Annotated in this window: 26 protein-coding genes; 10 read left to right on the top strand and 16 right to left on the bottom strand. The window is 66.0% G+C overall.

The genetic code is table 11. The features are described from left to right. Window positions 1-78: 78 nt before the first annotated feature. On the bottom strand, window positions 79-1,041 hold the full coding sequence (locus T331_RS0101965) for a PDR/VanB family oxidoreductase (RefSeq protein WP_035178753.1): 963 nt from the start codon (window positions 1,039-1,041) through the stop codon (window positions 79-81). Further along, a complete protein-coding gene (locus T331_RS0101960) occupies window positions 1,041-2,069 on the bottom strand; it encodes an aromatic ring-hydroxylating dioxygenase subunit alpha (protein WP_026438817.1) in 1,029 nt (342 codons plus the stop codon). The genes T331_RS0101965 and T331_RS0101960 overlap by 1 nt, the downstream gene beginning before the upstream one ends. A gap of 109 nt (window positions 2,070-2,178) precedes the next feature. Between T331_RS0101960 and T331_RS0101955 the strand changes: the two genes are divergently transcribed. Next, on the top strand, window positions 2,179-2,895 hold the full coding sequence (locus tag T331_RS0101955) for a GntR family transcriptional regulator (RefSeq protein WP_026438816.1): 717 nt from the start codon (window positions 2,179-2,181) through the stop codon (window positions 2,893-2,895). A 46-nt stretch (window positions 2,896-2,941) separates the two neighbouring features. Here the strand turns inward: T331_RS0101955 and T331_RS0101950 are convergent, their stop codons facing one another. Beyond that, window positions 2,942-3,973, bottom strand: a complete 1,032-nt coding sequence (locus T331_RS0101950) for a histone deacetylase family protein (RefSeq protein WP_026438815.1) — start codon at window positions 3,971-3,973, stop codon at window positions 2,942-2,944. A 39-nt stretch (window positions 3,974-4,012) separates the two neighbouring features. Continuing rightward, window positions 4,013-5,050, bottom strand: a complete 1,038-nt coding sequence (locus tag T331_RS0101945) for an enoyl-CoA hydratase/isomerase family protein (protein ID WP_026438814.1) — start codon at window positions 5,048-5,050, stop codon at window positions 4,013-4,015. A gap of 116 nt (window positions 5,051-5,166) precedes the next feature. Here T331_RS0101945 and T331_RS0101940 point away from each other — a divergent pair, with 116 nt between their 5' ends. Next, window positions 5,167-6,117: an AEC family transporter gene (locus T331_RS0101940; RefSeq protein ID WP_026438813.1), complete on the top strand. Its 951-nt coding sequence runs from the start codon at window positions 5,167-5,169 to the stop codon at window positions 6,115-6,117. Here the strand turns inward: T331_RS0101940 and T331_RS0101935 are convergent. Next, a complete protein-coding gene (locus T331_RS0101935; RefSeq protein ID WP_035178751.1) occupies window positions 6,091-6,873 on the bottom strand; it encodes a helix-turn-helix transcriptional regulator in 783 nt (260 codons plus the stop codon). The genes T331_RS0101940 and T331_RS0101935 overlap by 27 nt on opposite strands. A gap of 78 nt (window positions 6,874-6,951) precedes the next feature. On the opposite strand from T331_RS0101935, the gene T331_RS0101930 reads away from it, so the two are divergent. Continuing rightward, a complete protein-coding gene (locus tag T331_RS0101930; protein ID WP_026438811.1) occupies window positions 6,952-7,716 on the top strand; it encodes a class I SAM-dependent methyltransferase in 765 nt (254 codons plus the stop codon). A gap of 124 nt (window positions 7,717-7,840) precedes the next feature. Here T331_RS0101930 and T331_RS0101925 read toward each other — a convergent pair whose 3' ends face one another. The 4 genes from T331_RS0101925 to xseA are packed head-to-tail and all read right to left on the bottom strand — an operon-like array spanning window position 7,841 to window position 12,753. Beyond that, window positions 7,841-8,395, bottom strand: coding sequence for a PqiC family protein (locus T331_RS0101925; protein ID WP_026438810.1), 555 nt, complete (start codon window positions 8,393-8,395; stop codon window positions 7,841-7,843). After that, complete coding sequence (locus T331_RS0101920; RefSeq protein ID WP_008493168.1) at window positions 8,392-9,984, bottom strand: PqiB family protein; 1,593 nt, start codon at window positions 9,982-9,984, stop codon at window positions 8,392-8,394. Before T331_RS0101920 ends, T331_RS0101925 begins: the two co-directional genes overlap by 4 nt. Then, entirely contained in the window at window positions 9,981-11,225 is a 1,245-nt protein-coding gene (locus tag T331_RS17010) for a paraquat-inducible protein A (protein ID WP_051622012.1), read from the bottom strand. The genes T331_RS0101920 and T331_RS17010 overlap by 4 nt, the downstream gene beginning before the upstream one ends. A gap of 43 nt (window positions 11,226-11,268) precedes the next feature. Next, window positions 11,269-12,753 carry an exodeoxyribonuclease VII large subunit gene (gene xseA, locus T331_RS0101910; RefSeq protein WP_026438809.1) on the bottom strand — a complete coding sequence of 495 codons (1,485 nt, stop codon included), beginning with the start codon at window positions 12,751-12,753 and terminating at the stop codon, window positions 11,269-11,271. Window positions 12,754-12,802: 49 nt separating this feature from the next. Between xseA and purD the strand changes: the two genes are divergently transcribed. Further along, the gene (gene purD / locus T331_RS0101905; protein ID WP_026438808.1) at window positions 12,803-14,074 is read left to right on the top strand and encodes a phosphoribosylamine--glycine ligase; all 1,272 of its coding nucleotides are present in this window, start codon (window positions 12,803-12,805) and stop codon (window positions 14,072-14,074) included. 137 nt (window positions 14,075-14,211) lie between these two features. Here purD and T331_RS0101900 read toward each other — a convergent pair whose 3' ends face one another. Next, window positions 14,212-15,354 carry an MFS transporter gene (locus T331_RS0101900; RefSeq protein ID WP_026438807.1) on the bottom strand — a complete coding sequence of 381 codons (1,143 nt, stop codon included), beginning with the start codon at window positions 15,352-15,354 and terminating at the stop codon, window positions 14,212-14,214. 9 nt (window positions 15,355-15,363) lie between these two features. Further along, window positions 15,364-17,121: an ABC transporter ATP-binding protein gene (locus T331_RS0101895; RefSeq protein WP_026438806.1), complete on the bottom strand. Its 1,758-nt coding sequence runs from the start codon at window positions 17,119-17,121 to the stop codon at window positions 15,364-15,366. A gap of 64 nt (window positions 17,122-17,185) precedes the next feature. On the opposite strand from T331_RS0101895, the gene T331_RS0101890 reads away from it, so the two are divergent. Then, window positions 17,186-17,848, top strand: coding sequence for a tyrosine-protein phosphatase (locus T331_RS0101890; protein WP_026438805.1), 663 nt, complete (start codon window positions 17,186-17,188; stop codon window positions 17,846-17,848). A gap of 124 nt (window positions 17,849-17,972) precedes the next feature. On the opposite strand, the gene T331_RS0101885 is transcribed toward T331_RS0101890, so the two are convergent. The 5 genes from T331_RS0101885 to rfaD are packed head-to-tail and all read right to left on the bottom strand — an operon-like array spanning window position 17,973 to window position 22,345. Then, on the bottom strand, window positions 17,973-18,860 hold the full coding sequence (locus T331_RS0101885; protein WP_244876874.1) for a hypothetical protein: 888 nt from the start codon (window positions 18,858-18,860) through the stop codon (window positions 17,973-17,975). Next, window positions 18,857-19,594, bottom strand: a complete 738-nt coding sequence (gene pgeF, locus T331_RS0101880; RefSeq protein ID WP_026438803.1) for a peptidoglycan editing factor PgeF — start codon at window positions 19,592-19,594, stop codon at window positions 18,857-18,859. Before pgeF ends, T331_RS0101885 begins: the two co-directional genes overlap by 4 nt. After that, window positions 19,591-20,484, bottom strand: a complete 894-nt coding sequence (locus tag T331_RS0101875; RefSeq protein WP_035178909.1) for a class I SAM-dependent methyltransferase — start codon at window positions 20,482-20,484, stop codon at window positions 19,591-19,593. The genes pgeF and T331_RS0101875 overlap by 4 nt, the downstream gene beginning before the upstream one ends. A 23-nt stretch (window positions 20,485-20,507) precedes the next feature. Then, window positions 20,508-21,365 carry a prolipoprotein diacylglyceryl transferase gene (gene lgt / locus T331_RS0101870; RefSeq protein ID WP_026438802.1) on the bottom strand — a complete coding sequence of 286 codons (858 nt, stop codon included), beginning with the start codon at window positions 21,363-21,365 and terminating at the stop codon, window positions 20,508-20,510. Next, window positions 21,362-22,345: an ADP-glyceromanno-heptose 6-epimerase gene (rfaD, locus tag T331_RS0101865; protein WP_026438801.1), complete on the bottom strand. Its 984-nt coding sequence runs from the start codon at window positions 22,343-22,345 to the stop codon at window positions 21,362-21,364. Before rfaD ends, lgt begins: the two co-directional genes overlap by 4 nt. Before the next feature lie 46 nt (window positions 22,346-22,391). Between rfaD and T331_RS0101860 the strand changes: the two genes are divergently transcribed. From T331_RS0101860 to sdhA, 5 genes are all read left to right on the top strand, one after another. Beyond that, window positions 22,392-22,652, top strand: a complete 261-nt coding sequence (locus T331_RS0101860; protein WP_008493155.1) for an accessory factor UbiK family protein — start codon at window positions 22,392-22,394, stop codon at window positions 22,650-22,652. Continuing rightward, window positions 22,636-23,304 (top strand): class I SAM-dependent methyltransferase, encoded by a 669-nt coding sequence (locus T331_RS0101855; protein WP_051622010.1) that lies wholly within the window; start codon window positions 22,636-22,638, stop codon window positions 23,302-23,304. Before T331_RS0101860 ends, T331_RS0101855 begins: the two co-directional genes overlap by 17 nt. A gap of 99 nt (window positions 23,305-23,403) precedes the next feature. Continuing rightward, entirely contained in the window at window positions 23,404-23,841 is a 438-nt protein-coding gene (sdhC, locus tag T331_RS0101850) for a succinate dehydrogenase, cytochrome b556 subunit (RefSeq protein ID WP_008493153.1), read from the top strand. Window positions 23,842-23,846: 5 nt separating this feature from the next. Continuing rightward, window positions 23,847-24,254 carry a succinate dehydrogenase, hydrophobic membrane anchor protein gene (gene sdhD, locus T331_RS0101845; RefSeq protein ID WP_008493152.1) on the top strand — a complete coding sequence of 136 codons (408 nt, stop codon included), beginning with the start codon at window positions 23,847-23,849 and terminating at the stop codon, window positions 24,252-24,254. Window positions 24,255-24,266: 12 nt separating this feature from the next. Beyond that, on the top strand, window positions 24,267-26,081 hold the full coding sequence (sdhA, locus tag T331_RS0101840) for a succinate dehydrogenase flavoprotein subunit (protein WP_026438799.1): 1,815 nt from the start codon (window positions 24,267-24,269) through the stop codon (window positions 26,079-26,081). The last annotated feature ends 2 nt before the right edge of the window (window positions 26,082-26,083 follow it).

Here is a 26,083-nt window from a genome sequence, read left to right as displayed (position 1 = left end):
TTCATATTTACAGCCTATCCAGTAGGCGGAACGGTCCGGCTTGATCGCCTCTTGATTCAAGCCGGACCGAGCGCCCTGTTAAAGATCCAGCACCAGTCTCGCTGTTTTGGCGCGTGAGCAGCACGGGGTGAATTGATCATTGGCGGCATGCTCCGCATCGGTCAGATAGCTGTCGCGATGGTCGGGCAGGCCGGATTTCACCCCGACCAGGCAGGTGCCGCAAATGCCCTGCTCGCAGGATACCGGCACGAACAGCCCGGCTTCGTCCAGAACCGCCCAGGCGCTGCGCCCTGGCGGCACGGTGAGCACCTGGCCGGTGCTGGCGATCTCGATCTCGAACGCCTGGTCGCCGACGGTGTCCGTTGCCGGGGCTGTGAAATATTCCCGGTGCAGCCTCGATTCGTCCCACCCTGCCGCCTGGGCGCTGGCGAGCACATGCGCCATGAAGCCGCCCGGGCCGCAGACATAAAGATGCGTGCCTGCATCCGGATGGGCCAGCACGGCCGCGGCGTTCAGGGCCTGGGCCGGCGCGCCGTCATCGAAATGCGTGACCACCCTGGCCGCGAACGGCGCCTGCCGCAGCGCCTCCAGAAACGCGGCCCTGGCCGGGGTGCGGGCGCAATAATGCAGCTCGAACTCCGCCCCCAGCCGGTGCAGCCGCCGGGCCATCGCCAAAAGCGGCGTGATGCCGATGCCGCCCGCGAAGAGCAGGGTTTTCGATGCCGTCTCATCCAGGGCGAAGAGGTTGCGTGGCGGGCTGATCGTCAGCCTGGCCCCTTCCTGCAACCCGTGCATCGCCACCGAACCGCCGCGTGAGGCGGGCTCGCGCAGCACCGCGATTTCGTAAGGGCCGCCTTCATCCGGGTCGCCGCACAGCGAATATTGCCGGACCAGCCCGCCAGGCAGATGCACATCCACATGCGCGCCGGCGCTGAAGGGCGGCAACGCGCCCGCCACGCCAGCGAGGGTGAAATGCCGCACATCCAGGCCAGCATCGCGGACCGCGACCAGCTCGGTCTCGATCGTCAGCGGCGCCAGCATCACGCCGCCTGCGCGGCCAGCAGCCGCTCGATGATCCGGCGGGACTGCACGCCCCCCGCGTCAATATTCAGCTTCAGCAAGGCCCGCTCCGGCCAGCGCAGCAGATTTTGCTGCTGCTGTTCCAGCATCTCCCGGTCCTCGTTGAAGATCTTGCCCTGGCCCTCGCGGATCTTGGCGGTGAGTTCGGCATCGCCGGGCTTGAAGTGCCGCGCCATGCCCCAGAAATACCAATGCGAGGTCTCGGTTTCCGGGGTGATGAAATCGACCACGATGCTGGAGGCCTTCACCGCCTCCGGCGCCTGGTAGCCGCCATGCCCGGCATGCGCCACGCCAACCTCGATCAACACATGCGAGGGCGGATGGAAATGGCAGATCTGCCAGCGATCAACCGCCACATCCGGCGCCAGATCATTCATCCGCAGCGCCATCTGCCAGAAAGGCGGCGCCTTGATATTTTCCATGAAACGGCTGGTGATGACGTGATCGCCTTCGAGCCTGGTGGAAACCGGCGCTTCGTCGATCTCCTTCTGGCCGATGGAGCCGGCATGCACATAGGTTTCGTGTGTGAGATCCATCAGATTATCGATCATCAGCCGATAATCGCAATTGATATGGTAGAGCCCGCCGCCATAGGCCCATTCCGGATTCACCGCCCATTCGAGATGATGGATGGTCGCGGGATCGGCCTTGGCCTTGTCGCCCGGCCAGACCCAGATGAAGCCGTAGCGCTCCTCCACCGCGTAGGATTTGATCGCGGGGAAGCCGTTCACGCGCTGGCCCGGCATCTCCAGCGCCTTGCCCTCGCAGCCCATCGCCAGCCCGTGATAGCCGCAGACGAGCTTGCCATCCTCGACATAGCCCAGAGAGAGCGGGGCGCCGCGATGCGGGCAGAAATCCTCCACCGCCGCCACCTTGCCACCGGCGCCACGGTAAAACACCATTTTTTCGCCGCAGATCGTCCGGCCCAGCGGCTTGTCCGCCAGCTCGTCCGGCATCGCCGCCACATACCACGCATTTTTCAGGAACATCGCGTTTCCACTCCTGGATTATTCTTGCTAATGTATCCAATAAACGCGGAATCATGGGTGTGAGTCAATTTGAATCGACTAAATTGTATCCAATTTATGGGTTTTGGCCATGAGTGGTGAACGCACCGGGCAGCGCGTGCTGGTGACGCTGCGGCGGATGATCAGCGCCGGGGAGCTCGCCGCCGGGGAGCGTTTGGCGGAAATTCCGCTGGCGCAGCGGCTCGGCGTCTCGCGCATGCCGGTGCGCATGGCCTTCCGGGAGCTGGAACAGGAAGGGCTGCTGGTGCGGGCCGGTGCGCGCGGCTTCGCGGTGCGCGCCGTGTCATCGGCACAGATCGTCGGCGCGGTGGAGGTGCGCGGGGTGCTGGAAGGGCTGGCCGCGCGGTTGCTGGCCGAGCGCGGCGCCCATCAGGCGGTGCTGCAAACCCTCAAGCTCTGCCTGCGGGAAGGCGATGCCCTGCTAGACAAGGGCAGCTTCACCGAGGCTGACGCGCCGCTCTATCTGGACCTCAATATCCGCTTCCACGCCGCCATCATCGAGGCCTCCGGCAATGCCGCCATCCAGGAGGCACTCTCGCGCAACGATCATCTCCCCTTCGCCTCGGTGAAGGCCCTGGCGATCGACCGCAATAATCTCGCCGCGGAATATAAGCGCCTGAATTACGCCCATATGCAGCATCACGCCATCGTCGAGGCGATCGCCGCCGGGCAAGGGGCGCGGGCGGAGGCGCTGATGCGCGAACATGCCAACGCCGTGCTGCGCTACACGGAATTGGATCCAGCGCGCGAGGGGGTGGCGATTCTGCGCAGCGGTCAGTTCAGCTGATGGCTTGAGCGGTCATCAGAGGCCGGGGGCGGCTTGGATATGGCGGCTAAGCCGCTTCAAACCCCGTCAGCACATTCACCGCGTTGATGCCGATTTCCGCCACCGCATAGCCGCCCTCCATCACGAACAAGGTCGGCCGGTTCAGCGATTTGATGCGCGCGCCCATGCGGGTGAAATGCTCATGCTCCAGCTTGAAATGCGAAATCGGATCGTTCTTGTAGGTGTCCACGCCGAGCGAGACCTGCACCATATCCGGCGCGTAGGCATTGATGCGCTGCAGCCCATCCTCCAGCGCCGCACTCCAGTTTTCCCATTCCGTGCCCCAGGGCAGCGGATAGTTGACGTTGCAGCCTTCACCGGCCCCGGCCCCGGTTTCGTCCGCGAAGCCCAGCATATAGGGGAATTCCTGGTCCGGATCGCCATGCAGCGAGACGAACAGCACATCGTCGCGGTGATAGAAAATATCCTGGGTGCCGTTGCCGTGATGGTAATCGACATCGAGGATGGCAACACGCTTCGCCCCCTGGTCCAGCAGGGATTGCGCGGCGATGGCGGCGTTGTTGAGGAAGCAATAGCCGCCGAACTGGCTGGCGGTGGCATGGTGGCCGGGCGGGCGGCAGAGGGCGAAGGCGCTCTCCTCACCGTCATTCAGCAATTTCGCGCCGGTGAGGGCGACATCGGCGGAGGCTTTGATCGCCTGCCAGCTGGTCGCGGTGATCGGCGTGCCGCAATCGAAGCTGTGAAAGCCCAGCTTGCCGTCTATCTCTTTTGAAACCCGGTCGGTGCGCATGCCGCGCGCGGCCCAAGTATAGGGGTAGGCGGCGCCGCTGCGGCCGCTGGCCAGCCACTGCGCGTGCGCGGTCTGCAGCAGCTCGACCAAGGCCGGGTCATGGATGCGGGTGATCGCCTCCAGCGCGAAGGATTCGGGGGCCAGAACCGGGCCCAGCCCGACTTCACGGGCCCGTGCCAGCACCAGCCGGGCGCGCTCTGGCTTCTCGAACGCCTCGGTAAAGCCGCCGAGGAACAGCTCGCCGGGGCTCTGATGCAGCTCATGGTCTTCGGAGAATATTATTTTCATGCAAGGAATATTATCCGGCTTTTCGGTAGCGGCAAGCGGTCAGAACAACTGCGCCCTGGCGGGGCGGAAATAGGGCTCGATCAGCGCCGGTGTGATCTCGGCCAGGCTGGCCGGGTTCCATTTCGGCTGGCGGTCCTTATCCACCACGGCGGCGCGGACACCTTCATAGAATTCGCCGGTCGCCAGCACCTGGGCGCAGGCGGCGTATTCGCGTTGCAGGCATTCCCGCACATCCGCCGAGGTACGGGCCGCGCGCAGCAGGCGCAGCGCCACCTGTATGCCGGTGGGGGATTTTTGCGCCAGCACGTCCAGCGTTTCCTGGGCGAAGGCCGAGCCCTCCCGCGCCAGCGCCTGGACGATCTGGCTTGCATCGTCAAAGGCGAAGCAGCGGTTGATGAGGTCCAGCTGTGCGGCGAGCTTTGCCTCCGGCACGGCGCGCGGCAGCAGGGCGATGATGTCCGCCCGTGTGGCGCTGGTCGGCAGGGCTTCGAGGTCCGCGCGCAGAGCGGGCAGGGAGGTGCTCTCCACCAGAGCGTCCGCCAGACCGGCCAGGATCGCATCGGCGCCGCCGATGATCTGCCCGGTCAGCGCCAGATAGGTGCCAAGCTCGCCCGGCGCGCGGGAGAGCAGCCAGCTCGCCCCGACATCCGGGAAGAAGCCGATGCCGGTCTCGGGCATCGCCAGGCGGGTGCGCTCGGTGACGATGCGCACCGAGCCATGCGCGGACACGCCCACACCGCCGCCCATGGTGATGCCGTCCATGAAGGCGATATAGGGTTTGGGGAAGGCGGCGATTTGCGCGTTCAGCCGGTATTCAGCGGCGAAGAAGGCAAGGCCCGGGCCGGTGCCCTCGGCGCGATGGTCGTAGAGGGCGCGAATATCGCCACCGGCACAGAGGCCGCGCTCGCCCTCGCCGCTGACCAGCACGGCGGCGATGGCGGGATCGGCGGCGAAACGGGCGAGGGCGGCGTCCAGCCCGTTCACCATCTCCAGGGTCAGCGCGTTGATCGCCTTCGGGCGGTTGAGCCGGATGATCCCCAGCGCGCCTTTGGTTTCGATCCCGAGTTCTACTGACATGGCATTCCGCTCCTGAGCTTTTGCGGGTAATGGACCATGACCCGTCCCGCGCGCCAAGGGCAGCCTTGCGGAAAACTTGTCTTGCCGCACCGTAAAAAGTCTGAAATCAGGACAGTATGAATCACGTAATCGCGTCGGTTTTTCCGGTTTTTGGGCTGATTTTTCTGGGCTTCATCGTCTCCAAGCGCGGAATTCTCGGGCCGGAGGCGACGGATGCGCTGAATAAATATGTGGTCTGGCTGGGGCTGCCGGCTTTGCTGTTTCAGGCGATGGCGCATATCAATGGGGCGCAGCTGGACCATCCGGCCTTCATCGCGGCGTTTCTGATCGGCGCGCTGGCGTGCTTTTTACTCTCCTTCGCGCTCGGCCACCGGCATCTGCCGCCGGGGCATCGGCTCTCGGACCGCTCGATCGACGGGTTGAACGCCAGCTATTCCAATACCGGCTATATGGGCATTCCGCTCTGCCTGACGGCGATGGGGCAGGAAAGCCTGGTGCCCTCGATCATTGCCACCATCATCGTGGCCTGCGTGATTTTCGCCGGGGCGATCGTGCTGATCGAGATCGATTTGCAGAAAAGCCCTGGCATCGGAGCGGCGGTGCGCAAGGTCGGCTCCTCGCTGCTGCGTAACCCGCTGATCTGCGCGCCGCTGGCGGGGCTGGGCTTCGCGTTGCTGCGCGGCGCTACGGGCTGGGCGCTGCCGGCGCCGGTGTTTCACCTGACCGATCTGCTGGGCGCCTCCGCCAGCCCCTGCGCGCTGGTGACCATCGGGCTGTTCCTGGCGCAGTCGAAAGCGGTGGCGGAAGTGAGGGTGATTGTCCGGTTGGTCGGGCTGAAGCTGGTGGTGCAGCCGCTGCTGACCTTCCTGCTGGCCTATAAGCTCTGGGCGATGCCGGAAGTCTGGGCGAAGACGGCGGTGATCATGGCGGCGATGCCGACCGGCACCGGGCCGTTCATGCTGGCCAAGCTCTATGACCGCGAGGCGGCGGTCACCTCGCGCTCGATTTTGATTTCCACGGTGCTGTCGTTGGCCACGGTCTCAGCCTTGCTCGCCTGGCTCGATTAGCATGATCAGCCGGTAGCGCTCGCCGGCCAGGTGCTGGAAATTAACCTGGGTGAAGCAAAGCGCGCCTTGGGTGGGGTGGTTGAAGCGGCGCAGCCCGCCCAGGCGCGCCTGCACGTCGCGCGCGGCCCAGGCCTTGGCGAAATCCGGGCTTTGCGCGCGCAATTCGTCGAGCAGCCGGTGCAGGCGTGGATCGTCTGGGGTTTCAGCGGTTTCGGCGCGGAATTCGGCGACAAGACGGCGCGCGCTGGCGGCCCAGTCCTGAATGAAATCCCGCGCGGCGGGGACCAGGAAGACGAAGCGCAGCAGGTTGGGTTCGCCGCTTTCATGCCAGGGGGCGAAGAGGGCGCGGGCAGGGGCATTCCAGGCGCGGGCGGTGAAGCGGGCATCCAGCAGATAGGCGGGGGCTGCGATGGCGCTGAGCGCGCGTTGCAAGGCGGCGGGCACCGGGGCCAAAGCGGGCAGCTTGGGCGGGGTGGCGGGGTCGCGGATCTGCCCCAGCGCGAACAGATAGGCGCGTTCGGCCGGGGTGAGGCTGAGCCCCTGCGCCAGGGAAGCGAGGGTGCGGGCGGTGAGGGAAATATCCCGCCCTTGCTCGATCCAGGTATAGAGTGTGGGGCTCAGCGCGCAGCGCGTCGCGGCTTCCTCGCGGCGCAGGCCCGGGGTGCGGCGGCGGCCGCCGCCGGGCGGAGGGCTCAGCGCCTCGCGCCGGGCGCGGATGAAGGCGCCGAGTTCGCGCCGCTGCGGGAGGTGATCCATGGTGGAGTTTATACCAGGATAATTTTGCTCCTTATACCGGTTTGTTTACCCGGATAGGGTGAGCCTAGGAGACAAAATATGAGCCAGACCGAGCCGAATTTCGCCGCCACCCACTACGCCCCGCGTGCCGATGCCTATGTGCAGAGCGCCGTGCATGCCGGCGGGGCGGATCTTGACGAGATGGAGGCGCTGCTGCGGGCGCGGGTGCCCGCCTGCGTGCTGGATCTGGGCTGCGGCGGCGGGCATGTGAGCTATCGCGCCGCCCCGTACGTAAACCGGGTCGTGGCGTGCGACGTGACGCCCGCGATGCTGGAGGCGGTGGCGCGGACGGCGTCTGAGCGTGGCCTGGGCAATATCGAAACCCGGCTCGCCGCCGCCGAGGCGCTGCCCTTCGAGGATGGGCTGTTCGATGCGGTGCTGTGCCGGTTTACCGCGCATCATTGGGCGGATGTGCCGGCCGGGCTGCGGGCGGCCAGGCGGGTGAGCAAGACAGGGGCATTCGGGGTGTTCATCGATACGGTGGCGCCGGCGAAGCCGGTGCTGGACAGCCATCTGCAGACGATGGAGCTGCTGCGCGACCCCTCGCACGGGCGCAATTACAGCGTCGCGGAGTGGGGGGCGATGCTGGCGCAGGCGGGCTTCGGGCTGCGCGGCGTGACGGTGCGGCGGCTGCGGATGGAGTTTGCCAGCTGGGTGGCGCGCACCGCGACGCCGGCGGTGATGCAGCAGGCGATCAGGGCTTTGCAGCAGGGGGCGCCGGAGGCGGTGAAGGCGTATTTCGCGATTGCCGAGGATGGCAGTTTCGACCTCGAGGTCGCGACCATGATCGTGGATATGGTGTAAAAGTTTTTGGTGCAGCTTTTTTCAAAAAGCTGCGAAAAACGTTGGGGCGTATGCAACGCCGTCATCAACACCCCAGACATTTCGCGACCCTTTTTGAAAAAAGGGTCGCCCCCAAAAACTTTTGCTAACTGAGCATCTCGGCGACGCGGTCGGCGGCCTCGCCCCAGAGGCTGCTCATCGCCGCGGCGATGCCCTGGGCGGTGGTGCCCCCCTGCGCCGTGCCAGTGAAGCTTTGCAGCTGCCATTGCTGTTGTTTCGCCGGGCGGGTCGCCAGCTGCGCGCTCAGCGTCACCTTGCCCGCCGCATCGGGGGCGAATTGCAGCACCTGGATTTCCACCAGCTGATCCGCCGCCGCGCCGATGGCGCCGCCATCGGCCAGCACAGTATCGCCCGGCAGGCGCTGGGCGAGGTCCTGCACCATCGCCGTCTGCAGCAGCTGCGCCAGCGGGGCGGCCCATTGGTCGTTGGCGAAAGCATCCGCCGCGTAGGCGCCGCCGGGTTTGGGCACGCCGGACTGGTTCAGCGCGCCGGGCAGGCCGATGCTGCGCACCCCGATGCGCTGCCCGGCCCCGCCGCGTGCCTGCCCCGGCAATGCCGCAATCTGCCAGCTTCGCACCTGCGCCGAGGCGCAGCCCGAGAGCAGCGCCGCGCCGCCGATGAGCACATAACGCCGCTTCATTTGCCGCTCCGTCCGAAGAGCACCGCTTGCGGGTGCTGGTTGAGGTAGGTGGTCAGCGCCTGCAGCGATTGCAGCGTGGCGTTGGCCTGGGTGAGAATCTGCTGCAGGCTTCTCTGGAAATCCGAATCATTGCCGAAGCCCTGGTTCAGCCCCTGCAGCGTGGTGTTGGCGGTTTTCAGCGTGTCGCTTAGATTTTTCAGCAACGCCTTGGTCTGCGCGCTGCCCAGCGTGCCGTTGGCGGTGGCCAGCAGCTTGTTGAGATTATCGCCGATCTGCTTGAAGGGCATCTGATCGACCTTGCCGGTGATATCGGCGGCGTTGGCCATCAGCGCATCCAGCCCGCCTGGCTTGTAGGGCAGCACGATGGCGCCGCCTTCCATTGTCACCTTTGCCGGCGGCGCCTTGGGGTCGATGGCCAGATTAATCTCTTTCTGCCCGGTCACATAATTCTGCGTGCCGAGTTCGACGCGCATGCCGTTATCGACGAAACGCTGGAACACGGCCTGCGGATCCGGGGTTTTTGCGTTCGGGCCGAGCGAGAGGATGCGCTGCGGCTGCAGCTGCATGGTCACCTTCACCTTGGCGGTGCCGTTTTTCTGGTCGACCATCAGCTCCACGCCGGTGACATCGCCGACCTGGATGCCAAGGGCGGTGACCGGGGAGCCAGGGGTGAGGCCGCTGACATCGCTGGTGATGTAGGAGACAACCTGGATCTGGGTGTCATAGGCGCTGGATTCCGCCTGCTGCTGTGACGAATAGAGCCGGAAATCGGCGCCGTTCGGGCTGGGTTTGTCGTCCAGCGCCGCATGCGGCAGGCTGAAGGAGATGCCGCCGGCCACCAGCGCCTGGATGGATTGCAGCTGCAATTGCAGCACGCCGCCCTTGATGCCGAAGGCAACGCCAGAGGAGTTCCAGAAGCGGCTATCCTCGCGCACCAGATCGTCGAAGGGGGCGCGGATGAAGATGCTGATCTTGATCGGCCCGATGCCGTTGCCGATGTCATAGCCCAGCACCTCGCCCACCGGCACGTCGCGATAGAAGATCGGCGAGCCGGAATTGATCGAGCCGATGGTGTTGGCGGTGAGTGTGTAGGTACGGCCGGGCTCGTCGGAGCGCACGCCGGGCGGCGTTTCCAGCCCGGTGAAATGGTCCTTGTAGGCACCACGGGTCTTGCCGGGGTCGACGGAGATATAGGCGCCGGAGACGATGGTCTCGAAGGCGGAGATGTCGGAGAAATTCAGCCGCGGCCGCACCACCCAAAAGCGGGCGTTGGAATTGAGGAAGCGCTCGCCAACATCGTTCATCCGCACCCGGACGATGACGTGGGAATTATCCTTGGCGAGGTCGATGCCCTCCACCGTGCCCAGCGCCACCGCCTTGTATTTCAGCTGGGTCTGGCCGGCGGTGAGGCCGTCGGCATTGACGAAGCTCAGCGTCAGCAGCGGGCCGCGCTCCATGATGGTGCGATAGCCGAGATAGCCGGCGATGATCGCGGCGACGATCGGGATCAGCCAGACCAGATGGAAGCTCTGGCGGCGCAGCTTCGCACGCGGCGGTGTATTGGGCGGCGGCGCCTGCTGGTCGCTCATGCTTCGGGCTCCTGGTCATTGTCCCACATCAGGCGGGGGTCGAAGGCGTTGACGGCGAACATGGTGAGCACCACCACCGCCGCGAAGCAGATGGCCCCCACATTCGCCCTGACATTGGCGAATTGCCCGAAATGCACAAGGGCGATGAGGATGGAGACCATGAACACGTCGATCATCGACCAGCGGCCGATGAAATCGATGATCCGGTAGGCCTTGGTGCGGCCCTGCAGCATATGGCCGCTGCAGAATTGCGTGGCCAGCAGCATATAGCCCATGCCGAGCAGCTTCAGCAGCGGTATGGCGATGCTGGCGAACAGCACCAGGGCCGCCAGTGGCCACAGCCCGACATCCGCCAGCTCCACGATGCCGCCCATGATCGTATAGGACTGGGTGTGGGCGAGGCTGGTCAAATCCATGAACGGATAGAGATTGGCAGGAATATAGAGGCAGGCGGCGGCGATGGTATAGGCCCAGGCGCGCGAGAGGCTGGCCGGCTTGCGGGCGAACAAGGGCGCGTCGCAGCGCCGGCAGAGATCGCCGGTCTCGCCATTGCTGACCTGGCCGCAGGCATCGCAGCTGATCAGCCCGCCAGCTTGTGCGCTCGGCGCGGTTTTGTCAGGCTGGTCCAGCGCCCGCCAGACGATTTCCTGGTCCAGCCCGGCATCGGCGGCGGCCATGGCCAGCATCAGCCCGATCAGCGCGTAGAGGGCGGTATCCAGCCGCACGCTGAACATGCCGGCAAGGCGGGTATAGGCGACCAGGAAGCCAAGCAGATAGACATCGATCATCGCCCAGGGCGTGATCGGGGCATAGTAGCGGAAAATGCCGCGCAGCCAGCGTTTGGGCAGGTGGAATTTCAGCCCCAGCAAGGTGGTGAGCATAATGGCGAGCTTGAGTCCCGGCAGCACCAGCGTCACCGCGAAGACCAGCGCGCCGACCAGCCCCCATCCGGCCTCGACCAGCCGCAGCGGCCCGGTTTCGATCCGCGCCAGCGAAAAGCGGCCATAGGCGTCCACCTCCAGCATCGGGGCGATCAGCGCGAAGAGGTAGAACAATCCGGCGGCGAGCGAGCAGGCCAGGGGAAAGTTGAGCGTCGCCCGGCGCATGCGCCAGAGCGTCTGGTCACAGCGCGGACATTCCGCCACCATCCCGGGCTGGATGTGGGGCAGACGGCTGAACAGGCCGCAATGCGGGCATTCGCGCCAATCATCGTCGGGAGGGGCCAGCGGCGGCGTGGTCATGTCCGGCTGATTTGGCGCGCGCGCGGGGCCGGTTCAAGCTTTATCAAAGCCCGAGATCGAGCTGATCGGGCTTGGGCGCGGCGCTGGCTTTCACCTCCACCTTGCCATCGGCGAAGCGCAGCCGCAGCGCCGCGCCGGGTTTCACCGCGGCGGCGCTGGTCACGGCCTCGCCCTTGGACGTGGTGACGAGCGCGAAGCCGCGCGCCAGAACCCGTTCATAAGAGGCACTCTCCAGCCGGGCGGTGGCATTATAGAGCCGGGTGGAGGCTTCCTTCAGCCGGGCCGGCAGCGGCACTTGCAGCCGGTGGGCGGCCAGCGCCAGGGCGGCCTGGCGCGGCTGGAGCTGGCCCTGAGGCGGCGGCAGGCGGTGAGCGGTGGCATCCAGCCGGCGCTGGGCGGTGCGCAGCAGGGCGGGCAGGCCGATGGCGAGGCGATGGCCGAGCAAATCCACCCGGCCTTTCAGCCCGACCAGAATCTCGCGCGGGTGGCGCAGCACTTGGCGCTCCAACCGGGCGCGGCGGCCTGCCATGTAGTTGGGCAGGGCCAGGGCATGGCGCTCGGTGCGGTCATCCAGCCGCTGGCGGGCGGTGTTCAGCATCGTCGGCAGGTCCGGCAGGCGCGCGGCGGCGCGTTCCAGCCCGTTCGCGGCCTGGGTGGTGTGGCGGGCCATCGCGCCCTGCAACCGGGCGGCGCGCTGGGCAAGGTCCGCCAGCAGCTCGATGCGCGCCGGCACCGCCATTTCGGCGGCGGCGGTGGGGGTGGGGGCGCGGCGGTCCGAGGCGAAATCGATCAGCGTCGTGTCCGTCTCATGGCCGACGGCGGAGATCAGCGGGATGCGGCTGGCGGCGGCGGCGCGCACCACGATTTCCTCGTTGAAGGCCATCAGATCCTCCAGGCTGCCGCCGCCGCGCGCGACGATCAGCACGTCGGGCTGCGGAAAGCCGGGGGGGAGGTTGTTGAAGCCCTCGATGGCGGCGGCGATCTTCTCCGCCGCCCCCTCGCCCTGCACCGGCACCGGCCACAGCAGCAACTGGCGGGGAAAGCGCCGGGCGATGGTGGTTTTGATGTCCTGCAGCACTGCCCCCTGGGCGGAGGTGACGAGGCCGATGATTGTGGGCAGCATCGGCAAGGCCCGCCGGCGCTCGAACAGCCCCTCGGCCTGGAGCTTCGCCTTCAGCATCTCGATTCGCGCCAGCAGCGCGCCGGCCCCGGCATATTCCAGCTTCTCGACGATCAGCTGATATTCGGAACGCTCCGGATAGGAGGTGATGCGCCCGGTGGCGATGACCTCCAGCCCGTTTTCGGCCTTCAGCCCCACGCGCGGCACCACGCCTTTCCAGATGATGCCCCGGATTTTCGCACTCTCATCCTTGAGCGCGAAATATTGGTGGCCGGAGCCATAGGCCTTGAATTCGGTGATCTCGCCGCGCACCCGTACCCGGCCGAACGAGCCCTCCAGCGTGCGTTTGACTGCCCCGGCCAGCTCGGAGACAGAAAATTCAGGCGTATTGGTCACGGATTCACTCATGCGCGCAGATTATGATACAGCGCCCCCCGGTAACAGAGGGGTTTGCGAGATGCGGGTATTGATCATCGGTTCGGGCGGACGGGAGCATGCGCTGGCCTGGGCGATCGCCAAGAGCCCGCTGCTGACGAAACTCTATGTCGCCCCGGGCAATCCGGGCACCGCCGCGTTGGCCGAGAACGTGCCGCTGCGCGCCCTGGACGTCGAGGGCATCGTGAAATTCGCCCTGGAACAGAAGATCGATTTGGTGGTGCCGGGGCCGGAAGCGCCTTTGGTGGCCGGGGTGGCGGATGCGCTGGCGGCGGCCGGCATCGCCTGTTTCGGGCCTTCGGCGGCGGCGGCGCAGCTGGAGGGCAGCAAGATCTTCACCAAAGAGGTGGCGGATGCCGCGAAGATCCCCACCGCCGCCTGGGAGAAATTCACCGACGCCGAGGCCGCGCACGACTATCTGGACGAGGTTGGCGCGCCGATCGTGATCAAGGCGGATGGTCTGGCGGCGGGCAAGGGCGTTGTCGTCGCCACCACGCTGGAGGAGGCGCACGAGGCCGTCACCGCCATCATGGAGGACAAGGTGCATGGCGCCGCCGGGGCCTCGGTGGTGATCGAGCAATGCCTGGTGGGTGAGGAGATTTCCGTGTTCGCGCTGTGCGATGGCGAGGATGCGCTGTTTTTCGGGGCGGCGGCCGACCATAAGCGCGTCGGCGAGGGCGATACCGGCCCGAATACCGGCGGCATGGGGGCAATTTTCAACCCGCCCTGGGCGACGCAGGAGGTTCTTGATCGGGCGATGGAAGAGACGATCCGCCCGGCGCTGAAGGAGATGGTGCGCCGGGGCACGCCGTTCCGGGGCTTCCTGTTCGCCGGGCTGATGGTGGAGGCGGATGGGCCGAAGCTGATCGAATATAATGTCCGTTTCGGCGACCCTGAATGCGAGACGGTGCTGCCGATGCTCTCTTCTGACCTACTGACCGCGTTGAAGGCGGCGGCGGAGGGGCGGCTTTCTGAGGTAAAGGCGGAATTCGCGGCGGGCGGCTCGGCGACGGTGGTGATGTGCGCCAAGGGCTATCCCGGCGCCTATGCCACGGGCAGCGAGATTTACGGGCTGGACGAGGCGGGCGCGGTGGAGGGTGTGACCATCTTCCATGCCGGGACGATGGCGGACCAGGGCGGGTTTCTCGCCAATGGCGGCCGGGTGCTGGCGGTGAATGCGGTCGGCGTGGACCTGAAACAGGCGCTGGGCCGGGCCTATGAGGCGATTGGCAGGCTGGATTGGGAGGATGGGTTCTGCCGGCGGGATATCGGGCGCAGGGCTGTGGGAATCTAACAAAAGTTTTTGGGGGTGTGGGGACTTTTTTCAAAAAGTCCCCACGAAGGTCTGGGGTGTTGGCAACGCCGTGGCACACGCCCCGGCCTCTTCGCCGCTTTTTTGAAAAAAAGCGGCACCAAAAAACTTTTATAACTTCAGGCCAGATGCTGCTGCCTGGCCCCCGCCCGCAGCAGCGCCCCCAGTCCGACCACCGCCACCAGCGCCAGCCCCAGCGCGAAGCCGGTGGCCCCCAATATGCTCATGCACAAGCCCAGCAGCGGCGGGCCGGCGATGCCGCCCAGCGTGTACACCACCATCGAGAGCGACATCGCGCTGGCCAGCCCCAGCCCGGCATAGCGCGAGGCCAGGAACACGATGCCGAGCGTGAACATCCCGCCCTGCGCCATGCCCCAGACGAACAGCCACGGCCACAGGCCCTGGTGCAGCGGCAACGCCAGCCCCAGCGGCATGATCGCCATCACAATCGCAGTGGCGTCGCGCAATTTATTGCGGTCCATATGGTCCGCCAGCACGCCGAGCCCGATGGCGCCCGCCGCCGCGCCCGCCTGCACCGCCGCCGCCATCAAGGCGGAGAGATGCACGGAAAACCCGTCCGAGAGACCATAAAGCGGCAGCAAAGAGAGATTGCAGGCCTCGGTGAAGCCCACCAGGAAGATGCCGATGAAGGCCGGGCGCTGATGGCGCAGAATGTCGCGCTGGCGGGCAGGTGTATCCTCGTCCTCATCCTCCGCGCTGGCTTCGCGTCCGGCCAGCAGCAGCAGGCAGGCGGCGAACGCGGTCACTCCGGCGCCGAACAGGAAGGGCAGCGCGCCCTGGTTGCCGGCAATGGCGACCAGAGCCGGGCCGAGCGCCATCGAGCAGCCCAGGATCAGTTCGTACACCCCCGTGAGGCGCCCGCGCAGATGCGCCGGAAAGGAGCCGTTCATCCAGGTGTCCAGCCCGGCCCAGCGCAGCGCCACCGCGCCGCCCATCACCAGGCAAAGCAGGCTCCAGACCCACACCTTGCCGGTGGCGGCGAAGCCCAGAAACACGAAAATGGTGATGCAAACCCCCGTGAGCACCATGCGCTGCAGCCCGAGCTTGCGGGTGACACGCGGCACAAAGCCGGAAACCGCGAGCAGCCCGACCCAGGGCAGGGCCGAGATGATGCCCACCCAGAAATCATCCACCCCCTTGGCCCGCAGCGCCACCGAGAGCAGCGGCAGGAACATCCAATAGGCACCAGCCGAGAAGAACGCCCCGGCGATGGCGATGGAGAGACGCAGTGCCGCGTTCATGTCGGGCTCTTACGCCGCCAGGGCCTGCGCCCGCACCAGCCGGGCGAAGGCACCGTTCTGGGCGAGCAGATCCTCATGCGTGCCGGTTTCCACCGCCTGGCCGTCGGCCATCACCACAATCTGGTCGGCATCGCGCACGGTGGAGAGGCGGTGTGCCACGACGATGGTGGTGCGCCCGGCGCGCAGCCGCGCCAGGGCGGCCTGCACCAGCGCCTCGCTCTCGGTGTCCAGCGCGCTGGTGGCTTCGTCCAGCAGCAGGATGCGGGGGTTGCGCAGGATGGCCCGGGCGATGGAGACGCGCTGGCGCTGCCCGCCGGAGAGGCGCTGGCCGTTCACCCCGACACGGGTTTTGAAACCCTCCGGCATGTCCTTGATGAAGCCACAAGCGGCGGCCTCGGCGGCCTGGGCCACCTCCGCATCGCTGGCACCTGGGCGGCCGAGGCGGATATTCGCCTCGATGCTGTCATCGAACAACAAAGCCTCCTGGCCGACATAAGCAATGGCGCCGCGCAGCGAGGCGAGGGTGACGTGGGAGATATCCGCGCCATCCACTAGGATTTCGCCCGCTGAGGGGGTGTAAAGGCGCGGGATCAGCGCCAAAGCCGTGGATTTGCCCGCGCCGGAGGCGCCGACCAGCGCCAGCATCTTGCCCGGTGCCGCAATGAAATCCAGCGATTTCAGGCCGATGCGCCCATCCGGATAGGCAAAGCCGATTTGCCGGAAGCGCACCTCGCCAGGGCCGGCGGGCAGCGCCACCGCGCCTGGGGCATCGGCGATGGCGGCGGGTTCGTCGATCACGTCGAACACCCGGATCATCCCCGCCAGACCTTCCTGGATGGCGGCATTCATCGTCCCCAAAGCGCGCAGCGGGCGGGACATGATCAGCAAGGCGGACATGAAGCCCATGAAGCTGCCGATGCCGGCCCCGCCGGTGGCATTGCGCCAGCCCTCGAAGCCGATGACCAGCGCCACCGCCACGCCGGCCAGCACTTCCAGGATCGGGTCCAGCCGGGCGCGCACGCGGGTCATGCGGATCAGCGCGCGGTAGAGCCCGGTGAAGGTGGCCTCGGCGCGCTGCTGCTCGATCTCTTCCAGCCCGTAGGCGCGCACGGTGCGGGCCTGGGCGAAGCTTTCATTCAGGATGGCCGCCGCCTCGCCCAGCTGCGCCTGCATGCCGCCGGAGGCGCGGCGCATGCGCCGGCCGATGCGGTCGATCGGCATCGCCGCCAGCGGGTAGATGAAGGCGGAGATCAGGCTGAGCTGCCAGTCGATCACGAACATCGAGACCACCAGCCCGACGACGGTGGTGGCGTCCGCCACCGCGTTTACCGCGCGGGTCATCGCATCGCGGATCACGGTGGCGTCCGTGGTGAAGCGTGTGGCGAGCTGGGCCGGGGCCTCGCGTTCCACCCGCGCCAGGGCGGCGTTGGTGAGATGCCCGAACATCGAGACCTGCAGCCGGCGGATGACCAGCAGCACCATGTCCTGCGTCATCACCGCCTGCAGATACATCGAGCTGCCTTTGACGGCGGTGACGGCCAGCACCATCAGCGGCACCTGATAGAGGATGCGCTTATCCTTGTCCGCGAACAGGTCGAACGCCCATTTGATGATGATCGGGTAGAGCGCGGTGGTGGCCGAAAGCGCCAGCGTGGCGGCGACGATCAGCGCGATCCGGCCCTTGAAATGCCGCACATGCTCGCGCCAGAGCCGGCGGACCAGGGCAATGGTGGAGGCGTTGGCGGCGGAAATCGGGGCTTTGCTCATGGCGGCGTGGTTAAGCACAGTTTGGGCCGGCGGAAAAATGCGCTACAGCCCGGGCATGGACACGATCTACAAGGGCGACCTTTCCACCCCTCACGGCCGGCGCAATGCCTGGGTGGATGCGCTGTTTGTCGACCATGCCTTCCTGCGCATCTTCTGGACCAATTTCGCGCCGGTGGTGCCGGGCGTGCTGTACCGCTCCAACCATCCCACCCCGGGCAATCTGCGCCGGTTCAAGGAGAAGGTGGGGTTGAAGAGCCTGATCAATCTGCGCGGCCAGGCGAAGAACGGCTCCGATGCGCTCTCGCGCGAGGAAGCGCGCCGGCTGGGGCTGGATTTTTACGACATGGCCTTCGAATCCCGTGGCGCGCCGCATAAGGACCGGATTTTGCGGCTGGCTCAGATTGTTGAGACCATGCGCGGCCCGGCGTTGATCCATTGCAAATCCGGCGCGGACCGGGCGGGGCTGGCGGCGGGGCTGTTCATTCTGATCAAGGGCGGCACGGTGGCGCAGGCGATGGGGCAGCTCTCGCTGCGCTTTGGCCATATCAAGCAGTCCAAGACCGGGATTTTGGACGCCTTCTTTGAGCTGTATCGGCGCACGGGCGAGGGGCGCAAGCCATTCCTGGACTGGGTGCGCGAGGATTATGACGAGGCCGAGCTGCGGGCGGCGTTCAAGGCCGGGCAGGTGGCGGAGTTTATCAACGGGAAGATTCTGGGGAGAGAATAGCAAAAGTTTTTGGTGCAGCTTTTTTCAAAAAGCTGCGAAAGACCGCGACGTGGGGCAATTGCGGTGCCACAACCCCAAACGTTTTACGGCCCTTTTTGAAAAAAGGGCCGCACCCCAAAAACTTTTAGTTTTTTGGCGCTGCGCTGGGCTTGGTGGCCTTCTTCAAAATTTCATTCTGCACCACGTTCTGGATGCCACCCGCCGCCTCCTGCGTCGCCGCCGCCGCGACATCGCCCCAATAAGGCGCCATGTCCGAGGGCTTCAGCGCATGGATCTGCGTGACTTGGCCGATCACCCGGTCATTCACATCCCGCACCACCCAGGTCAGTTGCACCTCGTCCTCGCCCTGGCCCGCCGGGGTCGCCTTGACCGTGCCGGTGACGGTGAAATCGGCGGTTTTCTTGTCCTTCACCAGGATCAGATCGGGGCCGGGCAGGGCGTGCGCCAGATCGGTCGGCAGCGCGGTGTCGCCATCGCCCGGCGCGCCGGTGACGCCGGCGATGAAGATGCGCGGCGTGCGGTTTTCCAGCGATTGCGGATTGCTCTGCTGAATATCAGCATTGATCCCGGCCATCAGCTTGGACAGGCCCGGTGCCGCCGCCTTCGCCGCCGCATCCAGCGTCGCGGGGTCGCCGTTCGCCCAGCCCTGGGCGGAGACCGGCGCGCCGGTCTGGTGCCCGTAGATCTTCTTGTCCGGCCCGACCACCGCATAGGCGGGCACCACGCTCGCACCCTCCAGCTTGGCGGTGACATCAAGATGCCAGTTCAGCGTCTGCGCCGGGCCGGCGACGCTCGGCACGTCATAATCCGCCAGCTCGGTGGCGAGGTCCTTGGCGTAGAGCTGGGCCGCATCGTCGCCCAGCAGGGCTTGGCCGGGCGCGGGCACGAACAGCACCGGGGCCGGCGGGATCGAAAGCCGGGCGCCGGCCGGGCCGGGATTGCCATAGAACGGTTCGGGCAGCGTGCCGCATCCGGCCAAAGCGAGAGCGAGGAGAAGGGAGGCGCGTTTCATGAGCATATGACCGAAAGCTGATGGCCCGTGGCGGGCGCCTGCCGCAAGGTCTTGCGGCGATAGGAAAAGAAATTCACCTCATCCGCGCAGGTATCGTGCGGCAGGATTTCGGCGGTGACACCCACCCGGGCCAGACGCGCAGCGCAATAGCCGGGCAGGTCGAACCAGAAATGGCCTGGGCGGCCGGCGGAAAAGAAGCTCGCGGCTGCGCGGGATTCATCCAGCACCGCATTGCGCATATCCTCACCCACCTCGTAGCTGGGTTGATGGATGCAGGGGCCGATGGCGGCCTGCACGCGGGCCGCACCGAGACCCCGCAGCGCCATCACGGTCGCTTCCAGTACCCCGGCCAGCGCGCCGCGCCAGCCGGCATGCGCGGCGCCGACAGCGCCATTATCGCCATAAAACAGCACCGGCGCGCAATCGGCGGTGATAATGCCCAGAGCCAGACCGGGCAGGGCGGTGACCAGCGCATCCGCGCTCGGGCCGTCGCCTTCGGCCCAGGGCGTGGTGACATTTGCCACCAAAGCCCCGTGCACCTGTTTCAGCCCCAGCAGCGCGTCACGCTCCACCCCCATGGCTTCAGCGATGCGGCGGCGGTTTTCCCGCACGGCATCGGCGTCATCGGACGAGAAGCTGGCATTCAGGCTGGCATAGTGGCCGGTGGAGACGCCGCCATGGCGGGTGAAGAACCCGTGCCGGGCGGGCAGATCGGCCGTAATGAAATCGGTCATGCGAATCCTGGCAAAGTCGGCAGGTCGGGCGGACAGATTGCCAGCACCTTGAACAGGCTGCCCATCGCCTCCGGCGCCGTCAAGCGCTGCACGGTCAGGCGCAGATCCATCGCCTTCTCCGGATGGCGCTGGGCCAGGCGGTCGCTGCGCTGATAGAGGCCGAGCGAGGTGAGGAAATGATTCTGCTTCACCGGGCCCTGGGACGGGACAGCGCGTTTCAGCGCGCCGAAATCGACATGGGCGGTGAGATCGGCCTCGCCCGGCGCGGCCAGCGGGTCGGCATAGGCGCCGTCACGGATGGCCTGCACGCTCTCCCCGGCGGCACTCTCCGCCGGGCCGTAATCGATGAACAGCCCGACGCCGCCGCGGGCCGACAAAGCCCGCACGAAGTCCAAAGCCGGCTCATTCACCTCGCGCACGCTGCCGATGGGATCGTCCGGCAGGGCGTAGTGGGTGGGGTGTTCGGCATAGGCGCCGTCCGCCACATAGCGCTCCATCCAGCCGGTTTCGCGGCGGATGAACTGGCGCACCGGCAGCGCGTCCAGGAATTCATTGGCGAGCAAAATCAGCGGGCCGTTGGGGATGTCGGCTAAGCTGTCATGCCAGTGCGCATGGGGCACGCGGGCGGCCTGTTCGGCGCGCAAGGCCGGCGAGGTTTCGATGAAATGCACCGAAGGCGCGGGCCATACCCGCAGCGCATCGGCCATCAGCACGCCGCGCCCGGGGCCGGCTTCGGCCAGCATGATGCCCTCCGGCGCGCCCATCAGCTGCCAGACCACTTTCGCCCAGGCGCCGAGCAGCTCGCCGAACACCTGGGTCAGCTCCGGCGCGGTGACGAAATCCTGGCCGAAGCGGCCCTTGGCGTAATAGGCGGCGTTGGCCGCCGCCATGAAATGGTCGAAACGCTGCGCGCTCACGCTTTGAGGTCAGGCGTTTTGGGGCCGGAAGCTGTTGGTTCGCGCAGGATGGTTTCCCGCGCCGGGCGGGCGAAATACAGGACGATCAGCCCGGCAATCACCATCGGGATGGAAAGCAACTGCCCCATCGTGGTGCCGAAGGGCAGGAATCCCAGGAACGGGTCCGGCTCGCGGAAGCACTCGCCGGTGATCCGTGCCAGCCCGTACCCGACCAGGAAGATGCCGGTGAGCGTGCCGGTGCGGGTGCGGATGCGCAGGGAGCTGGCGAAGCACAGCATGATGATGAACAGCGTGATGCCTTCCAGCGAGGCCTCGATCAGCTCCGAAGGGTAGCGCGCCAGCTGATACGGGTCGGCGGGATAGACCATCGCCAGCGGGAAGCCCGGCGGGGCGGCGCGGCCCCAGAGCTCACCATTGACGAAATTCGCGCAGCGCCCGAGGAACAGCCCGATCGGCACCGCCACGGCGATGCGGTCGGCAAAGCGGAACGGGTTCAGCCCGTGCTTCCAGCAGAAGCTGAGAATCGCCACGGTGACGCCGAGGAAGCCGCCATGGAAGCTCATCCCGCCATCCCAGACTTCCGGGATCGCCAGTGGATGGGTAAAGAAATAAACCGGCTGGTAGAACAGAACATAGCCGATGCGCCCGCCAAGGATGACGCCGAGCACCGCCCAGGTGAGGAAATCATCCACATGCAGCCCGCTGGCCGCAACCGGCGGGCGGGCCACCATGCGCCGCACCAGCCGCCAGCCCAGCAGCAGCCCGACAATATAGGCCAGGGCGTAATAATGGATGAAAAGCGGGCCGATATGGAACCCTTTGGGGAAGACCGGCAGAATGATCGGGTGGCTCATTTATAGGGATCGGCCTTCAATAGATGGTTCTGGATATAGGCGGTAACGCCCGCTTCCAAAGAGATGAATTGATGATTGAAGCCCAGCGCGCGCATCCGCTGCATCGGCGCCTCGGTGAAGGATTGATACTGCCCGCGCAGCGCCTGCGGCATGTCGACATATTCGATCCGCTCTTCCACCCCGTTGGCGGCGCAGACGGCGCGGACCAGGTCCGCATAGGTGCGCGCCGTCCCGGTGCCGAGATTATAGATGCCGGCGAGGGAAGGGGTGGTGAGCAGGAATTTCAGCCCCGCCACCACATCGTCCACATGGATGAAATCCCGGCTCTGGGCGCCGTCCGCCAGCTCCGGGCGATCCGATTTGAATAAACGCGCCGGGCCGCCGGCGATGATCTCGTCATGCTTGACCTTCACCACCGAGATCATCTTGCCCTTGTGATATTCGTTCGGGCCATAGACGTTGAAGAATTTCACCCCGGCCCAGGCCGGCGGGGCGGGGCGGTGGGCGGCGACCTGGCGCAGCGCCCAGAGATCGAAGGCGAGCTTGCTCCAGCCATAGAGATTAAGCGGACGCAGCCGGGCCATCGCGGCGAGGTCGTTATCGTCGCTGAAGCCCTGCGCGCCATCACCATAGGTGGCGGCGGAGGAGGCATAGATGAAACGCACGCCATGCCGCGCGCACCAATTCCACAGCATCTGGCTCAAGCTGACATTGCTGCGCCAGACCAGATCCGCATCGCGCGCCGTGGTCTCGGAGATGGCGCCCATATGCACAATGGCGGAGAGACGCGGGTTGCTGCCGAGCCACGCCTCCAGCGCCTCCGGCGCCACCACATGGGCGGGCGGGTTATGGTAGAGATTGCGCCATTTCTGCCCTTCCTGGCCCAGCCAGTCGGCAATGGCGACCTCCTGCCCGTCGGCGGCGAGCGCCGCGTTGAGATTGGAGCCGATGAAACCCGACCCGCCCGTGACCAAAATCATGCCCCGGGTTATATGGACAAGCAGGACAAGCTGGAAGGCCCCGCAGATGATTGAACGACCGAAAATTTTTGACGATCTGGCCGGCGTGGCGGGCGGCGCGATCTCCGCCCTGGCGGGTTTGCGCGAGGAAATGTCGGCGCTGGCCAAGGCGCGGGTGGAAGAGGCGCTGCGGCGGATGGATCTGGTCCGGCGCGACGAGTTCGACGCGATGGCCGAGCTGGCCCGCCGTGCCCGCGAGCAGGCGGATGCGCTGGAGAAACGCGTCGCGGCACTTGAGCTGGCCGGCAAGGATGGCGCCGAGCCTTAAAGAGGTGGCGCCGGAGGGCTTCATCACCGCCCAGCTCGCGATCGGGCGGGCGGCGTTGGTGCCTGAGATCCGGCTTTATCTGGCCAGCGCGCTGACGCCGCTCTGGCAGGCGACGGAGGCGTTTCTCGCCGAACAGAATATCGCCCCGCCTTACTGGGCCTTCGCCTGGCCCGGGTCGGAGGCGCTGGCGCTCTATATAAGTCAGCATCCGGAGCTGGTGCGGGGCAGGCGGGTGCTGGATTTCGCCGCGGGCTCCGGGCTGGCCGGCATCGCCGCCGCGCTGGCGGGCGCGCAAAGCGTGGAAGCCGCGGAGATCGACCCGATGGCGCAGGCGGCGATTACCCTGAACGCGGCGTTGAACGGGGTGGAGATCAGCCTCAGCCCCGGCAATGTGGTCGGGCAGGCGGGCGATTGGGACGTGATCATCGCCGGGGATATATGTTACGAAAGCGCGATGGCGGCGACGATCATGCCCTGGCTGCGTGGCTTGGCGAAATGCAAGATAGTTCTGCTCGCCGACCCTGGACGGCGCTACCGTCCGGCCGATCCAGGTGAGATTTTGGCGCGTTTTGAGGTGCCGACCAGCCTGGAATTGGAAGATTCGACCACAAGACAGGTTTGTTTATACGCGATTTCCTCTGGTCTGGATTGAACAGAGCAGAGTTTCGTTCCGAATCGTTGACCGCCCCATTCATGGGGACTAAGCACCTGCAACATAATATGGCTGCACTGACCTGAGAGAAAGGTTCCCATGAAGGATGTCCGCGAAGCCCTGATGATAGGGCGCAATTCCGAGGGTAAGCTGGTCCGCCGGCCAGTTTCTCCCTTTATGCTGGGCAGCGCCTATCGCTTCCAGATGTCGTCGCTCTCCTCCATCCTGCATCGCATCACCGGGTGCGCGCTGGGTGCCGGGACGATTTTGATGACGCTGTGGCTGGTCTGCGCCGCCTCCGGTGATGGGGCCTTTTCGATCATTCAGGCGATCTGGGCCTCCTGGATCGGCATGCTGATCCTGTTCGGCTTCACCGTCGCGCTGTTTTACCATTTCTGCAACGGCATCCGCCATCTGGCCTGGGATTCGGGCAAGGGCTTCGAGCTGCCGGACATGCACCGCAACGGCAAGCTGGTGTTCGCGGGCACGGTGGCCCTCACCGTGCTGTTCTGGGTCGTTGCCCTTCTGGTGTGGTGAGAGATATGAGCACGCAAGACAAATCCCCCTCGATCACCATGCGCCGCAGCCAGCTGGGCCGCGCGCGTGGCCTTGGTTCCGCCAAGCATGGCGCCGCCCATTGGTGGGCGGAGCGCGTCACCTCCGTGGCGCTGCTGCCGCTCTCGCTCTATTTCGTGGTCTCGGTGATCATGCTGCTGGGCGCTGACGCCCACGCCATGCACGCTTACATGGCCGAGCCCTGGAACAGCGCGCTGTTCCTCGCCCTCATCATCATCATGTTCTACCATCTCTCGATGGGGCTGCAGGTGGTGGTCGAGGATTATGTGCCGAACGAGGCCAAGCGGCTGCTGATGGTCATGGTGCTGAAAGGCATCATCATCTTCCTGGCCCTGGCCTCCGCCGTTTCCGTCCTTAAGCTCGCCCTTTCCTGAACGAGGCGTAATATGAACGCGATCAGCAAGCCCTCTTTCGGGGCCTATAACATCATTGACCATACGTATGACGTCGTGGTCGTCGGCGCCGGCGGCTCGGGGCTGCGGACCACTTTGGGCATGGGTGCGGCGGGTCTGAAGACCGCCTGCATCACCAAGGTCTTCCCCACCCGCTCGCACACCGTGGCGGCGCAGGGCGGCATTTCCGCCGCTTTGGCCAATATGGGCGCGGATGATTGGCGCTGGCACATGTATGACACCGTGAAGGGGTCCGACTGGCTGGGCGACCAGGATGCCATCGAATATCTCTGCCGCGAGGCGGTGCCCGCGATTCGCGAGCTGGAGCATTTCGGCATGCCCTTCTCGCGCACCGAGGACGGCAAGATCTATCAGCGCCCCTTCGGCGGCCATATGCAGGATTACGGCAATGGCGAGCCGGCGATGCGCGCCTGCGCCGCCGCCGACCGGACCGGCCACGCCATGCTGCACACGCTCTATCAGCAGAGCCTGAAGCACGAGGTCGAGTTCTTCGTGGAATATTTCGCGCTCGACCTGATCATGGACGAGGAAGGGGCCTGCCGTGGCGTGATGGCCTGGTGCCTGGAAGATGGCAGCATGCACCGCTTCCGCGCCCAGACCGTGGTGCTGGCCACCGGCGGCTATGGCCGCGCCTATCTCTCCTGCACCTCCGCCCATACCTGCACCGGTGATGGCGGCGGCATGGCGCTGCGCGCCGGGCTGGCGGTTCAGGACATGGAGTTCGTGCAGTTCCACCCGACCGGCATTTTCCCGGCTGGCTGCCTGATCACCGAGGGCGCGCGCGGCGAGGGCGGCTATCTCACCAACTCCGAGGGTGAGCGCTTCATGGAGCGCTATGCGCCGTCCGCCAAGGATCTGGCCTCGCGCGACGTGGTCTCCCGCTCGATGACCATCGAGATCAATGAAGGCCGCGGCGTGGGTCCGAACAAGGACCATATCCTGCTGCATCTCGAGCATCTCGGCGCCGACATTCTGCATGAGCGCCTGCCGGGCATTTCCGAGACCGCGCGCGTGTTCGCCGGGGTGGATGTGACCAAGGAAGCCATTCCGGTGCTGCCGACCGTGCATTACAACATGGGCGGTATCCCGACGAACTATCACGCCGAAGTGCTGCGCCCGACGGCCGAGAACCCCGATGCGGTGGTACCCGGCCTGATGGCTGTGGGCGAGGCGGCCTGTGTGTCCGTGCATGGCGCCAATCGTCTGGGCACCAACTCGCTGCTGGATCTGGTGGTGTTCGGCCGTGCCGCCGGGCATCGCGCCGCCGCGACGATCAAGCCCGGCGCCGCGCTGCCGAACCTGCCGGCCGGCGCCGGCGAGGCCTCGCTGGCCCGCTTCGATGCCACCCGCTACGCCAAGGGCGGCACCAAGGTGGCGGAACTGCGCGACCAGCTGCAGCGGACCATGCAGTCCCACGCCGCGGTGTTCCGCAACTCCAAGTCGCTCACCGAGGGTGTCAACAAGATGGAGAAGCTCTGGGCCGGCATGTCCGACATGAAGGTTCAGGACGCGTCCCTGATCTGGAACTCCGACCTCATGGAGGCGCTGGAGCTGCAGAACCTCATGGGCAATGCGGTGGCCACCATGGTTGGCGCCGAAGCCCGCAAGGAGAGCCGTGGCGCCCAGGCGCATGACGATTTCCCCGAGCGCGACGACCATGAATGGATGAAGCATACGGTCGCGTATGTGGAAGATGACGGCAAGGTGGCGCTGAGCTACCGCCCGGTGAAGATGCAGACCCTCACCAACGAGGTGTCCGTGTTCCCGCCGAAGAAGCGCGTTTACTAAGG

It is taken from the genome of Acidocella facilis ATCC 35904, assembly GCF_000687875.1.
In the GTDB taxonomy this organism is placed as follows: Bacteria; Pseudomonadota; Alphaproteobacteria; order Acetobacterales; family Acetobacteraceae; genus Acidocella; species Acidocella facilis.
Note: the sequence above shows the minus strand (reverse complement) of the source record. Positions and strands in the feature narration are given on the sequence as shown.